Source organism: Paenibacillus sp. EB106-04-04-XG159, from assembly GCF_058791835.1.
Genome location: NZ_JBYTDY010000006.1, coordinates 127,445 through 141,318, shown reverse-complemented (window position 1 = coordinate 141,318; position 13,874 = coordinate 127,445). Strand labels below are relative to the sequence as shown.

Sequence of the window (13,874 nt, the reverse complement as noted above, 5' to 3'; positions counted from 1 at the left end):
CTGGGAAAGCCCCTTGTTTTTCGGCTCTCTGATGCGGTTGAGGCGTCTGAGACGTCATCGATAAAATCGATAGCTATCTACAAGGACCGGGAGCGGACACACGATCCGCTATTTGCCGCAAACACCACTAATTCGCCATACTAGCGGACCGTAGAGCCGTTATTTGACCTGAATAAGCAGTTTAGTGCTAGTTTTGAAGCAAATAGCGTCATCTGAGTCCGTAAGCCCTCAAAAAATACCCCGAAATCATGAAATAGCGTCCCCTGTGTCCGTTCAAGCGCGGGTCATACGACTTTGCTGTCACCGTATGTGCTATCGGATAAAAAGACCGCTGATCCAGTCTCATCGACTAGGTAAGCGGTTTCTTGTTGTAGCAACAAAGAAGGGTTGTCCCAAAAGACATGAGAAAAATGACTTTTAGGACAGCCTCTTATTGCATTAGCGAGTCCAGTGTACGCCAATCCAACTGCTTCAATAAGATATTACTGATAAAATAAAGCTCGTCACGCTTGTCAGGCTTGTTTGCATAATTGTCCAAGTACCCTCATAGACATGTTATCAGTGATGAAGCCGAACAATTGGCGAAGAATTTAATATGTCAGAGGGGATGATCTCATGCGACGTTTCACATGGGTGTTGACCATTATGATGAGCTTTGCGATCTTTATGGCCGGTTGCGGTCAGAAAGACGCTGCTTCAGTGGTCAAGGAGTTGGATCAGAAGATGAATAAGCTGGAGAGCTATGCAGGAATCGGCACGATGATTCTGTACTCGGGCCAGCAGCCGTTGGAATATCAGGTGGAGGTGTGGTATCAGGACCCTTCCTATTACCGCATCGAGCTGACCAACGCGAAGAAAGATGTGAAACAGATTGTACTCCGCAACGATGAAGGCGTGTTCGTACTGACTCCTAGCTTGAAGAAGAGTTTCCGATTCCAGAGCGATTGGCCGGATAATCAGGGTCAAGTGTATCTGTATCAGACGCTGGTGCACAGCATCTTGTCGGACAACAACCGCCAGTTCTTGAAGGAAGGCGACAGCTATATCTTCGAAGTCGCCGCTAATTATCAGACAGATTCGCTCGTCAAGCAGAAGATCTGGCTCAATTCCAGCGACTATAAGCCTAAGCATGTACAAGTGACGGATGCGGAATCGAGAGTCGTGCTGGAGATGAAGTTCTCCCAGTTTGAATTCGATAAGCACTTTGATAAGGATGCCTTCGACATGCAGCGCAACATGTCAGCCAGCGCTAATATTGATCCAGCTGAGATTATGCCGGATCCGATCAAGCAAGTGACTGAAAGTGAAGACGCGAAGAATAACGCGGCTCCAACGACCGTTCCTGAGCAGAAGGAGGGAACTGACAAGAACGCAGATCCGGCCGACAATCAGAATGGTCCAGCAGACGGTAAAGATCCACAAGGTAAAGAGCAGGGCACGATGGATATGGGACCATTCGGTATGATCACACCGAACTATACGCCAGAAGGTGTAGCCCTGAAGGATAGTGTTGAAGTTCCGGAAAATGAGAACCACGCCGTGCTGCTGCGCTACACGGGAACTTACAATTACACCATTATGGAATCTAGACCGAAGGATATGGAAACTGGCGTTATCTGGGGACACGGATTGGATATGGGCTTCACTGTAGGTCAATTGGTTGGTGATGAGCAGAAGACTCTCACTTGGATGGAAGATGGTGTGAAGTATCGTCTGACTACGAATGACCTCCCTGAATCCGAAATGGTGAAGATTGCCCAATCTATGGTTGAGCAGCCTGGAAAATAATCAAGCAGGACAGCGCGCGTTTCCACCAATTTCTTACATCTTCGTTGACAGTCTTCCTCATGAGCATTAACATAGATTTGTTGTGGCATGATCGGAAGAGAAGGGGACGGAGAAGGTGACAGTCTTGGAAGCATATTATCGGCCAACGCGCGCTGAGATTGATATTAATAAGCTGCGTCATAATATACGAGCATTTCGTCAAGCGACTCCGGCACATGTTAAGCTTAGCGTATGTGTTAAAGCCAATGGCTATGGCCATGGCGCTGTAGATGTGTCGAGAGTTGCTGCTGAAGAGGGTGTAGATTACCTGAACGTAGCCTTTTTAGATGAAGCAATTCAGATAAGACAGTCAGGCAATAACACCCCTATATTAGTACTAGGCTATACGCCGCCGGAAGGAATTCCGACGGCATTTTGCCATGATATAACGTTGAATGTGTATTCATTGGAAGTCGTAGAGGCGCTGGAACAACTTGCACCTAGATTGTCAGCAAACCACAGTGGACGCAAGCTCAAGGTACATGTTAAGATCGATTCTGGTATGGGAAGGCTCGGAATTCGATCGATTGAAGAAGCTGTCGCTTGTGTGAGACGGCTGTCGGCTATAGAAGGTGTAGAAGTCGAAGGGTTGTTTACTCACTTCGCATGCGCTGATGAGACGGACAAGAGCTATACAACCATGCAGCATTCACGCTTTCGTGCTGTTGTGGAGGCACTGGATGCAGCTGGTTTGCGTCCAGCAATTGTACATGTGAGCAACAGCGCAGCAGCAATCGATCTGTTGGAGTATGGTTATGATATGATTCGTGTTGGCGTCAGCTTGTACGGACTATATCCATCTGCGGAAGTAGATCAACAGCGTATCGAACTGCAGCCTATACTATCATTGAAGACGAAGGTAGTACACGTAAAGAAGATGCCTGCCCATGAAGCCATCAGCTACGGAGCGCACTATCATACTGGAGATGCGGAATGGATCGCGACGATTCCAATCGGCTATGCGGATGGTTATTCACGTATGATGAGCGGGACTGTGGAAATGTTGATTCGAGGAAAGCGCGTTCCGGTTGTAGGACGGATCTGCATGGATCAGTGCATGATATCGCTTCTGCCTCTAGGTGAAGAGGCTGCAAACGTGACAGTCGGGGAAGAAGTCGTACTCATCGGGACACAGGGGAATGCCTCCATTCCAATTGATGAGCTTGCCGACAAGCTCGGAACGATTCATTATGAAGTCGCGTGCATGCTTGCACATCGTGTGCCGCGTGTCTATATTGAAGATAAACAAGTACGCAGTTTAGTTAATCCCTTGTGGAATTAGTATGTTTTTCCGTAATTTCCCTAATGTGATTATGTGATGTGAGGAAGGAATATGACTTCTTATCACGAATAAGGGGATAGAGAATAAGTTAACTTACCAATGCGGTATGAACCGGTATGAACACATCGCTGTATGGATGAGCAACATACTTCATCTTTACGCAGCATATATATGATTCTGTATAATTTTACTACTGGATCGACATAATGGATACTAGGCAGCAAAGGTTTTGGAGGTGCGAGGACAGGTGGCTAATATTCAGAACACCAAAAGGATAATGATCAGCTTGCCCGACCAATTACTTCAAGAAGTGGACGGCATCGTTGCCATGGAGAATTCCAATCGCAGCGAATTTATTCGACAAGCAATGAAATTATATTTAAGTGACCGGAAGAAACGTCATATTCGAGATTCGATGCAGCGTGGTTATATGGAAATGGCGAAGATCAATTTGACAATGGCATCCGAGGCTTTCTATGCTGAAGAGGACGCGAATGGCACTGTCGGCCGTTTAGTAAGCGGGGTGTAAACATTGATCGTAAAGCGCGGCGACGTTTTTTTTGCCGATTTATCTCCTGTTGTCGGATCGGAACAAGGCGGGGTCCGTCCTGTTCTCGTCATTCAGAATGACATTGGCAACCGCTTTAGCCCTACGGTTATCGTAGCGGCTATAACTGCTCAGATACAGAAAGCGAAGCTGCCAACACATGTAGAAATCGATGCCGCAAGTCATGAGTTCGATCGGGATTCGGTTATTCTGCTGGAACAGATCCGGACGATTGATAAGCAGCGACTGACAGACAAGATTACGCATCTGGATGAAGAAACGATGCGTAAAGTGGATGATGCACTGCAGATTAGCATCGGCTTAATTGATTTTTAATGCACGATTTGAAGACCGCTGGGGATGTCCGGCGGTTTTTTTGCATTTGGGATTGATGTTGATTCTACCGCGTTCAAAGAGTGGAAATTGTGCTGAAAGTTTGCGACAATAGAGAGAAGAATACGATGGTTGACAGCAATTACGAAGAAAAGGGGACCTACATGAGCGCACTTGATGAAGTATTGGACATGACTTCTCTAGACAGCTTCTTAGAGCAGTCGCAAGCAGGAGAAGCGGAGCGTCTGTTGAAGCAGCTTATATCGGAGCTTTCTCTTGGCAAAGGGCAGGCTGAACGTACGATTCAGCTGCTGGATGAGGGGAATACGATCCCGTTTATCGCGCGTTATCGCAAAGAGATGACCGGTGAGCTGGATGAGAACCAGTTGCGCGCTCTTGAAGAGCGCTTGGGCTATATGCGCGGCTTGGAAGTGCGGAAGCGTGAAGTGCTGCGGCTCATTGCAGAGCAGGGCAAGCTGACAGAATCGCTGAAGCAGTCCATTGTTAAGGCCGTCAAGCTTCAAGAGGTCGAGGATCTGTATCGACCTTATCGCCAGAAGCGCAAGACCCGTGCCAGTGTAGCGAAGGAGCGCGGACTAGAACCGCTCGCAGAGTGGATATTGAGTGAACCGAAGTCTGGCAGCGCGGAGACGGAAGGCGCGAAGTACGTCGATGCGGACAAGGGTGTGGAGACCGCCGAGCAAGCGGTGCAGGGCGCTCTAGACATCATTGCGGAGCTGATGGCGGACGATCCTAACGTTCGAAAATGGGTGCGCCAATTTACATACGATCAAGGAGTGCTGCGGACAGAGGCGAAGGACAGCGAAGAGGAATCTGTCTATGAGATGTACTACGCTTACTCGGAGCCTGTAAAGCGACTGCCTTCGCATCGAATCCTGGCCATTAATCGCGGTGAGCGAGAAGAGATACTGAAGGTATATCTGGATGTGGCTGCTGACAAGATAGCTGTATATATGGAGCGCCAATGGATTCATTATCCTTCCGTAGTGCGTGATTTTCTAGCGGCGACGGTCGAGGATGCGTACAAGCGCCTGCTTGCGCCATCTATTGAGCGCGATGTGCGCGGGGAGCTCACGGAGAAGGCCGAAGAGCAGGCCATTCAAGTGTTCGCTCTTAACCTGCGCAGCTTGCTGCTGCAGCCGCCAGTGAAGGGCAAGACGGTGCTCGGAGTCGACCCCGCTTTCCGGACAGGCTGCAAGCTGTCAGTCGTCGATGACACCGGCAAGCTGCTCGAAGTGGCGGTAACCTATCCGACACCGCCGAACAATAAAGTAGTTGAAGCGGAGCGCAAGTTCACGGAGCTTGCGGATCGTCACGGCGTCGAGCTTGTCGTGATCGGGAACGGGACTGCTTCCCGCGAGACTGAGCAATTTGTGGCGGATTGGATCGGCAAGCGCAAGACTGCCACTGGACAAGAACTGCAGTATGTCATCGTGAATGAAGCGGGAGCGAGCGTGTACTCTGCGTCCAAGCTGGCGCAAGAGGAGTTCCCCGATCTGGACGTGGCTGAACGGAGCGCCGCCTCCATCGCGCGCCGGATGCAGGACCCGCTAGCTGAGCTGGTTAAGATCGAACCGAAAGCGATCGGCGTCGGTCAATATCAGCACGATGTCGCGCAGAAACGCTTGGAAGAGAGCTTGGGTGCGGTTGTTGAATCCGCCGTTAACCATGTCGGTGTGGATGTGAATACGGCATCGCCATCCTTATTATCCTATGTATCGGGCATCAACTCGACGTTAGCCAAAAATATCGTGAAATATAGAGAAGAGAATGGCAAGTATCTCGATCGCAAGCAGCTGCAGAAGGTTCCGCGCCTTGGTCCGAAGGCTTATGAACAGTCGATTGGCTTCCTGCGCGTTATGGAAAGCAAGCGAATGCTGGACAAGACGCCGATCCACCCTGAATCGTACGGGGTTGTTGAACGCTTGCTGGCTCAATTAGGGCTGAAGGAAACATCAATCGGCACGACTGAGCTCGTGTCTCAGCTGTCGAAGATCGATGTTGCCAAGGTGGCAGGCGAGCTCGAGGTAGGTGTTCCGACCTTGAAAGATATTATCGACAGCCTGCTCCGACCAGGACGAGATCCGCGTGAAGAGCTTCCGACGCCGATCTTCCGGACGGATGTCCTGCAGATCGAGGACTTGAAGCCGGGGATGGAGCTTCAAGGCACCGTGCGCAACGTAATCGACTTCGGTGCGTTCATCGATATCGGCATCAAGAACGATGGCTTGGTGCATATCTCGCAGCTAAGCGATCGTTTCGTCAAGCACCCGCTTGATGTGGTAGCGGTTGGAGACAACGTGACCGTATGGGTGCTTAATGTGGATCTGAAGAAGGGCAGAGTCGGCTTGACGATGCGTAAACCGAATAACACTTAAAAGATGAGCCGAGTGCGAGACTGCACTCGGCTTATATGTTGTCATGTGCAACCGCTCAGTCGTTGGGCATTCATCCATACGCATCCGCACCCGCCTTCATATGCTACAGGATAGGCGGGTATTGTTGCCCTGCATTTTGTATAGGGAGTGATGCGAATGACAGCAAATAAGCAGATGCAAGCGCGCGGCTCTTTGCTGCAGGAAACAGACCTTGCTCGCCAAGATGTAATATTGCGGGGAAGTCAGTATGAATGAGTCTCAGCATAAAAAAAATGACAAGTCAGCAGAAAAAGTAGTGAAAACAGAGCAGCCAAGCGATAAGCAGAATCAAAAGAATGGAAATCCGGCAAAGACAACAGTAAATAGGGATCCTGCAGGTGATATTTTTCAAACTGATAATTTATCATCAGATGATTTAGCTATACTTTCGGTTTATGTCAATATTCTCAGCAGTGTCATAGGATTAGCAGCATTATACATGGCTAAGGCGGAGAAGGAGAGGGAGAGCGCTCAGGCTGAACCTACGGTTGTAGGGGGAATTGCGACTACTCCAGTTGGGGTATTACGAAACAAATCTAATGTGCACAAAAAGAAGCGTAAAATGAAAAAATCCCGCCCTTAATCGAGAGTTGAGGACGGGATTTATTGTTGAGTTTGATCAATAAGCAAGGTTTAATCTGAGTTGCTCGGATGGTTAGGGTCTTTAGGCGGCATAGAAAAAGCGTGGCTGCGAGTCAGGTGCTTGCGATAGAGCCGCTGCCATCTAATAGCGAGTTTGCGGATTCGAACGATAAAAAAACCAGCACTCATTCAATAATTTAATTTGTCGCCGATCCTTCTTCTGGAAGGCGCGCATCAATTGATTGCTCAACCATTGCGGCATTGGGGTTACCTCCTTCTGGTGGGGACGGTATACTCATTGTACCGCTATCTTATGGGCTAAGGTTTATAGAGGTGCAGGTCCGAATAAAAAAGCACCTCCACTAGATCATTTTCGATACTAGTAAAGATGCTCTTCAATGTTCGCCATGAAGCGTAAGTTTTAAAGCTCCGCTTCTTCCTCATACCACTGCTCAAGCTGAGCCAACAGAGCGCGAATCTCAGTCAGCAGAGCGATCAGGGGGTATTCTGTCTCGCGGATGCTGCTAAACGCGCGTTCCAGTCTATTCATATAATCGAGACCGCTAATGATCTGATCCTGCTCGCGCAGCAGCTCCAGTTGGGCGCACTCTGCAACAGCCACCGGCAATTTAGGCACATTGGATGCGGTCAGCTTGCCGATTTCTTTATTCAAACGGAGATTAAGCGCGCTAAGCTGATAGGCGTAATCCGCAGGCATTTCCACATATTCAAACTCTGTATCGTGTTTAAAGATGATATAGCGCATCTTGGACATTCGTAATCCTCTCCTCTATCATCAGAGCCTACTATATAAGGCCTTCTATGGATTCATCATTGATTCTCTTGACAGTGTAAAGGAGTTCAAGTACAAATTCAAGTAGATTCAATATACAATGATCTTACTAGACTGCAGGATAGAAAGGCGATTCATATGGAAAAAATCGTGACTAATGAGGAGCTTCAGCGTTGGATTGAGCAGGTGTCGATGCGTGATTTCAGAAGACCGTTCCGACATAAGGCGCGTTGGAATGCCCGCTTGTCTACAACGGGTGGACGTTATTTGTTGAAGTCCCATGACATAGAGATTAATCCGAAGCAGTATGATATCAATGGAGCGGAAGAAGTGGAGAGAATCATTAAGCATGAGCTATGCCACTATCATCTTCATTTGGCGGGCAGGGGGTATCAGCATCGGGATGCCGACTTTAAGCAGCTGCTGGCTGCCGTCGGCGGCTCGAGATATTGCAAGTCGATGCCGGATCAGAAGCGTAAGCGAACAGAGCCGTATCGGTATCAGCTTGTATGCCATGCATGCGGTCAGAAGTATATGCGCAAGCGCAAAGTCGATATTCGAAAATATGCATGCGGTGTATGCAGGGGCAAGCTGAAGCAGGAAACACTTGTTTAGCTGTTTATTGCTGCTTGGGCGGAAACGGACCTGAATGAATCTCTTGGGAGGTATGGGAATGGCAAATAAGCTGGAAGGCAAAGTCATTGCAATAACCGGACCGCGCAAGGCGGAAGAGATGTCTATACTCGTACAGAAGCAGGGTGGAGTGCCGTTGATTCGTCCACTTCAGGGGACGATGCTCGAAGCGTTCGAGCATCTGGACAGTGAAGTCGACAAGCTGCTTCAACATCCGCTGGATTGGGTCATTTGGACGACCGGGATGGGCGTCAATCAATTGATTGAAGCAGCTCGTGAAGCGGGTAAGCTCGACGAGCTGCTGCTAAGGCTTAGCGAGCTCAAGCACGCCGCGCGCGGCTATAAGACGGTGAATGCCCTGCGGAAGCTGGGCATCACGCCGGATGTGCGCGACGATGACGGCTCCACGTTAGGCCTCGTGCGCGCGATGGAGGCGCTCGGCAGCGATGCCTGGCGCGGCAAGCGGCTCGCGCTGCAGCTGCACGGCGATCCCGCGCCCGCGCTTGTGCGCTGCGCGCAGGCTTTCGGCGCGAGCTTGATTGAGCTGCTGCCGTATCGCCATACCGCGCCGCCGCCGGAGGACATCGAGCAGCTCCTGCGTGAGCTGCTCGCGGGCGAGATCGACGCGGTGGCGATCACGAGCGCCCCGCAAGCGCGCAACCTGTTCCGCTATGCGGAAGAACAGGGGCTCGCGGCAGAGCTGCGCGGCATCTTCGAAGGGCGCACACTCGCCGCTGCGGTCGGCAAGGTAACTGCCGCCGCGCTCAGCGACGAAGGCGTGGCGCGCATTCTCGTGCCGCAGGAGGAGCGCATGGGAGCGCTCATCGTCGCGCTCTCGCACTGGTACCAGGAGGAGCAAGGCTAACGGCTTGCTCCTAAGCACTTGCGCGCATGTGCCGCCAAGGCACGGCACCGCGCTTGCTTGATGTACACAAGAGATTTTTCACGTGCTATTCAAGGATGCTTGACATCGTTAACTGTTCATGGTAAATTAGAAATTGTCATTCCCTGATAGCTCAGTCGGTAGAGCACTCGACTGTTAATCGAGTTGTCACAGGTTCGAGTCCTGTTCGGGGAGCCACTATGGAGAGATACCCAAGAGGCCGAAGGGGGCGCTTTGCTAAAGCGTTAGGGTGTAACAGCCGCGGGGGTTCGAATCCCCCTTTCTCCGCCATTTAACTTTAACTTTATCTTTTTGTAAAATCCCGCAAGGGATTTTTTTGTTTTCCGAATTCATCAAGCAATCAAGCTCAGATCGCCAAAGAGTTATACGATCAAGTATGAAAAATGTCCGCTTCGGAGATGATAATTGTTGTTCGAACATCTTCGTGATCTCGTTTAAAACTTGGCTGAAAAAGGATAAAAAAAGGGGTTGCCAACTTCATCTCTGTTTGATATACTCTTAAATGTCGCTGATGAGGTGACGGAACATTGATGAAACTGCGGCCCGTTGGTCAAGGGGTTAAGACACCTCCCTTTCACGGAGGTAACAGGGGTTCGAATCCCCTACGGGTCACCAACACTCTAGCTGTATAGTGGACGTGTACTAACATCAGAGTTTCAGCATCAAGAGCCATTAGCTCAGTTGGTAGAGCACCTGACTTTTAATCAGGGTGTCGAAGGTTCGAGTCCTTCATGGCTCACCAGTATTTTTTATCTGGTATCCCTAAATGTGCGGTAGTGGTGGAATGGCAGACACGCTATCTTGAGGGGGTAGTGGGCGTACGCTCGTGGAGGTTCGAGTCCTCTCTACCGCACCATAACTTACGAATGATAATCCTTGCGGAAGCGCAAGGATTTTTTTGCGTTTAATTTCGAAAAAGTGATTGAATGCTAGAAGTTGTAATCATCGTGTCAATCGAATATGCTTCTCTTACAGCCGAGAACTATCGATAACTCTTGTAGGATGAAGAAATGACCGATAAGGAGCGATAATCGAATGGCCAATAAGGCAGAACAATGGGAACTCATACTGCTGTCCTCGCTAGCCAAAGTATTTCCAGATGAAGAACTACAGGAAAAGGCTCATGAACAGGGCAGCACCTTGCTGCACGAAGCGTATTCATTCCAACTTGCTTACCGGGCTCCTTATGTGCTGAAGGATATGAAGGTACATATTGAAGCTAGTCTTGAAGCAGACCTGTCGGTATATGCTGTTGGCCTAGTGCCGTCCGAGTATCCCATACACGCTGGTCATGATGACAATCTATTGCGGACAACTCCAGGTCTATACCCAGATCCGCTCTTTACGGAGCAAGAAGGCGGTCCATTTCTGGCGCTGCCGAATCAATGGAGATCGATCTGGATTACGGTGAAGACGGATAAACGAACAAAGCCTGGCAAGCATGAGCTTAAGGTGCAATTAATTTCAGAATCACAGGGATTAATCGGCGAGAAGATATTCTCACTTGAGGTCATCGCTGCCGCGCTCCCGGAACAGACATTCATCCATACCGAATGGCTCCACACCGATTGTATCGCGACGCATTATCGAGTGCCTGTTTTTAGCGAGGCTTATTGGACACTTGTGCAGGCTTATATTGAAACTGCAGTTGAGCATGGAATGAATATGATTCTAACGCCGCTATTTACCCCTCCGCTGGATACAGAAGTTGGGGGAGAACGACCGACAGTTCAACTGATCGAAGTCGAAGTATCTGCTCCTGGACAATATAGCTTCTCGTTTGATGAGCTGGATCGCTGGGTCGATGTATGCTTAGCAGCTGGCGTGAAATATATTGAATTTTCTCACCTATTCACACAATGGGGTGCGAAGCATGCTCCTAAGATTGTAGGCTGGAAAGAGGGGGAGCTGGAACAGCTGTTTGGCTGGGATACCGACGCGACAGGTGAGGAATATGCCCATTTTCTGAAACAGTTTCTGCCAGAGCTGCGGGCTTGGATTGAGGAAAAGGGCATCGTGGATCACTGCTACTTCCACGTCTCGGATGAGCCGATCCTGGAGCATATATCGTTCTACGAGCATGCAAAACGATTGCTGCAGGAAGGCTTGGGGGAAGATATTCTGATTATCGACGCATTGTCAGACTATGACTTCTATGAGCGCGGCTTAGTTCCAACACCGATACCGTCCAGCGATCATATTGAGCCGTTCCTGACGCATAATGTGAAGCCATTATGGACGTATTACTGCACTGGACAGTATGTCGATGTATCCAATCGCTTCTATTGCATGCCGTCGGCTCGAGCGCGAATACTAGGCTTGCAGATGTACAAATATGAGCTGCAAGGCTTTCTGCATTGGGGATACAACTTCTGGTTCTCTCAATACTCCCGCAGACCGATTGATCCGTATCGTACAACGGATGCGGATCGCGCATTTCCATCAGGAGACCCGTATCTCGTGTACCCGGGCAAGGAAGGGCCTGTTGGCTCGATACGCTTAGCATTAATGCGCGAAGTGATGCAGGATATTCGCGCGATGCAGCTTCTCGAAGGGCTGATTGGCCGAGAGGCAGTGCTTGAACTGATCGAAACAGGCGCCGAGCAGCCGATCACGTTCAAGGGGTATCCGCATGAGGCGGCGTGGCTGCTGCAGCGGCGAGAGGCTATTAACAGCGCAATCAAGCACGTACTCATTTCATGATGGAAATAAAAAAGGGGCTTGCTGTCAGCAAGCCCCCTATTGCGTATTATTCGTTAATCGTGATCTTTACAGGGGAATATTCAGCGGTTACGGTTTGACCGTGCACGGATACACTGCCTTCCGGCGTTAAATCCTTCTCCGTCATAATACCAAGCGCAACCGTGAACTTGTTGAACTTGATCGGCACGTTCTTCTCGCGGCGCACTTCCTCGCCGTTTACGTAGAACACGATCTCATCGTTACCGCGGTTATACGTGATGCGGTAGTTGTTGAATTCGCCAGCTTTGAAGTTCGTGTCTTCCTTAAAGATGCAGAAGTATCTCGTCTTATTGGTTTCCGGAACTTGTACACCTGGGAATGGCAATACTGCATACACGCTCGCATATTTGTCTCGGCCTGCGAAGAAATCTAGCGCGCCGCCTGTTGAGAAATCGAGCAGGTTAAGCGATACATAGCCATCGTACAAGTCGTTTGGAACCGTGTTCTGTGTTCTTGCGCGAATATCAAGCTCGAAGCTGATCTCGCCCTGCTCCGGTACTTGAATCTCCTCGACAGAGTAGTACATGTGCTTCGCGTTATCCAGAATCTGAACCTGATGGTTCTGACGGCTAAGCGGAGCACGTACATAGAGGATTCCATTGCGTACAATTACTGTCGCGTTCGGTTCGCGATATTCCCAGAATGAGCCGTCTGGAAGCTTGAAGCCGCCCATCTTCCACACATGCCCTTCATTCAGGATGGTATCAAAGTCGCCTAATACGATCTGTTTTTCCATAGTCTATAACTCCTTCTATGTTGTAATATGGGAATAAATTAGCTTATTGAATAAGACCTTGTATGATAAGTGAAATCATCATGATCGCTCCGCAGCGTATCGTAGCTTGAAGTGACGATTTCATCAATGGCAGGAAGGCGTGAGCCTGTCCGCTCGTGCGAACTCTGCCATAGGTTTGATAGAGCGGTATCACTGTGATGACCGCGATGAGCGCGTACATCGGCAGGATGCCGAGAACGACACACAGGACTAGACTGCCGTACGCGAGGAAGAGCAGAAGCTTCGAGAACTTGAGCGCTCGTTCTTCGCCCCATACGACGACCAGCGTATTCTTGCCTGATTGCTTATCCGCCTGCCAATGCAGGAAGTGATGATTGAACAGAATAAGCGTAGTCAAGAGACCAATCGGCAACGACAGCAATATAGCCCGGTAGTCAAAATGGCTCGTCTGCACATAGTAGGAACCTGCGATTGGCAGTACCCCAAATGAGAGTAGAATAGCAATCTCGCTGTAGCCCTTGCCCCGATATCCGAAGCGAAGCGGCGGTCCAACGTAGAAATAAGCAATTAATCCGCCCAGCAAGCCAAGTCCAAACGCCCACCATCCACTGATGAGGCTTAGAATAATAGCGCACAGCATACCAAAGCCGAACAGTGCCCATGTCATAATGGCAAAGGTGCGCTCGCTCATTATGCCGTTTGCGAGAAATCCTGAATTCGTAGATATGGTCCCAGCCGTTTCTTTAGCTGCTATATCCACACCGCTGCGATAATCCCATAGATCATTGATCATGTTGGAAAATAGGTGCGCGGCCGCCGAGCCCAGCAAGGTGATGATAAGCAGGAGGGGATGAAACACGCCCTCCCATACATAAGCGCCCAATGCTCCCAGAATGACAGGGATGAGCATAATCGGGACAACCTGTACCCGCGACGCTTTCATAAATAGCTGCAATTTGTTCATGCGGATGTTCCCTCCACAATACTGGAAAATGAATCTCTAAACACTTCACTCCCAACCAAAAGTATGGGCTGGGAGTGGAGTTTAGCATAGATA

Annotated in this window: 13 protein-coding genes and 5 tRNA genes; 14 read left to right on the top strand and 4 right to left on the bottom strand. The window is 49.6% G+C overall.

The window, feature by feature from the left end:
* The first annotated feature begins 615 nt into the window (after window positions 1–615).
* The 6 genes from AC3WTP_RS09480 (at window position 616) to AC3WTP_RS09455 (ending at window position 7,010) form a co-directional block, all read left to right on the top strand.
* Window positions 616–1,788: an outer membrane lipoprotein-sorting protein gene (locus tag AC3WTP_RS09480; RefSeq protein WP_492394348.1), complete on the top strand. Its 1,173-nt coding sequence runs from the start codon at window positions 616–618 to the stop codon at window positions 1,786–1,788.
* 124 nt (window positions 1,789–1,912) lie between these two features.
* Window positions 1,913–3,109 carry an alanine racemase gene (alr, locus tag AC3WTP_RS09475; RefSeq protein WP_492394497.1) on the top strand — a complete coding sequence of 399 codons (1,197 nt, stop codon included), beginning with the start codon at window positions 1,913–1,915 and terminating at the stop codon, window positions 3,107–3,109.
* A gap of 247 nt (window positions 3,110–3,356) precedes the next feature.
* Entirely contained in the window at window positions 3,357–3,638 is a 282-nt protein-coding gene (locus tag AC3WTP_RS09470; RefSeq protein WP_492394347.1) for a CopG family ribbon-helix-helix protein, read from the top strand.
* A gap of 3 nt (window positions 3,639–3,641) precedes the next feature.
* A complete protein-coding gene (locus AC3WTP_RS09465; RefSeq protein WP_458567243.1) occupies window positions 3,642–3,992 on the top strand; it encodes a type II toxin-antitoxin system PemK/MazF family toxin in 351 nt (116 codons plus the stop codon).
* A gap of 161 nt (window positions 3,993–4,153) precedes the next feature.
* The gene (locus tag AC3WTP_RS09460; RefSeq protein ID WP_492394496.1) at window positions 4,154–6,388 is read left to right on the top strand and encodes a Tex family protein; all 2,235 of its coding nucleotides are present in this window, start codon (window positions 4,154–4,156) and stop codon (window positions 6,386–6,388) included.
* A gap of 247 nt (window positions 6,389–6,635) precedes the next feature.
* Window positions 6,636–7,010, top strand: a complete 375-nt coding sequence (locus AC3WTP_RS09455) for a hypothetical protein (protein WP_492394346.1) — start codon at window positions 6,636–6,638, stop codon at window positions 7,008–7,010.
* A gap of 141 nt (window positions 7,011–7,151) precedes the next feature.
* On the opposite strand, the gene cmpA is transcribed toward AC3WTP_RS09455, so the two are convergent.
* Window positions 7,152–7,271, bottom strand: coding sequence for a cortex morphogenetic protein CmpA (gene cmpA, locus AC3WTP_RS09450; protein ID WP_458567240.1), 120 nt, complete (start codon window positions 7,269–7,271; stop codon window positions 7,152–7,154).
* A 159-nt stretch (window positions 7,272–7,430) separates the two neighbouring features.
* The gene (locus AC3WTP_RS09445) at window positions 7,431–7,784 is read right to left on the bottom strand and encodes a hydrolase/acyltransferase (protein ID WP_492394345.1); all 354 of its coding nucleotides are present in this window, start codon (window positions 7,782–7,784) and stop codon (window positions 7,431–7,433) included.
* 156 nt (window positions 7,785–7,940) lie between these two features.
* On the opposite strand from AC3WTP_RS09445, the gene AC3WTP_RS09440 reads away from it, so the two are divergent.
* The 8 genes from AC3WTP_RS09440 to AC3WTP_RS09405 all read left to right on the top strand — a co-directional run bounded on the left by AC3WTP_RS09440 (window position 7,941) and on the right by AC3WTP_RS09405 (window position 12,042).
* Window positions 7,941–8,417, top strand: coding sequence for a SprT family protein (locus AC3WTP_RS09440; protein WP_492394344.1), 477 nt, complete (start codon window positions 7,941–7,943; stop codon window positions 8,415–8,417).
* 58 nt (window positions 8,418–8,475) lie between these two features.
* Window positions 8,476–9,300 (top strand): uroporphyrinogen-III synthase, encoded by an 825-nt coding sequence (locus tag AC3WTP_RS09435; protein ID WP_492394343.1) that lies wholly within the window; start codon window positions 8,476–8,478, stop codon window positions 9,298–9,300.
* Window positions 9,301–9,440: 140 nt separating this feature from the next.
* Window positions 9,441–9,516, top strand: a tRNA-Asn gene (locus AC3WTP_RS09430).
* A gap of 4 nt (window positions 9,517–9,520) precedes the next feature.
* Window positions 9,521–9,609, top strand: a tRNA-Ser gene (locus tag AC3WTP_RS09425).
* Window positions 9,610–9,879: 270 nt separating this feature from the next.
* Window positions 9,880–9,954, top strand: a tRNA-Glu gene (locus AC3WTP_RS09420).
* A 51-nt stretch (window positions 9,955–10,005) separates the two neighbouring features.
* Window positions 10,006–10,081: transfer RNA gene (locus AC3WTP_RS09415), tRNA-Lys, on the top strand.
* 28 nt (window positions 10,082–10,109) lie between these two features.
* Window positions 10,110–10,195: transfer RNA gene (locus AC3WTP_RS09410), tRNA-Leu, on the top strand.
* Window positions 10,196–10,374: 179 nt separating this feature from the next.
* Complete coding sequence (locus AC3WTP_RS09405; protein WP_492394342.1) at window positions 10,375–12,042, top strand: DUF4091 domain-containing protein; 1,668 nt, start codon at window positions 10,375–10,377, stop codon at window positions 12,040–12,042.
* A gap of 46 nt (window positions 12,043–12,088) precedes the next feature.
* On the opposite strand, the gene AC3WTP_RS09400 is transcribed toward AC3WTP_RS09405, so the two are convergent.
* Together AC3WTP_RS09400 and AC3WTP_RS09395 are read right to left on the bottom strand one after the other, a co-directional pair.
* The gene (locus AC3WTP_RS09400; protein ID WP_492394341.1) at window positions 12,089–12,817 is read right to left on the bottom strand and encodes a DUF6081 family protein; all 729 of its coding nucleotides are present in this window, start codon (window positions 12,815–12,817) and stop codon (window positions 12,089–12,091) included.
* 43 nt (window positions 12,818–12,860) lie between these two features.
* Window positions 12,861–13,781 carry a prenyltransferase gene (locus tag AC3WTP_RS09395; RefSeq protein WP_492394340.1) on the bottom strand — a complete coding sequence of 307 codons (921 nt, stop codon included), beginning with the start codon at window positions 13,779–13,781 and terminating at the stop codon, window positions 12,861–12,863.
* Window positions 13,782–13,874: the final 93 nt, after the last annotated feature.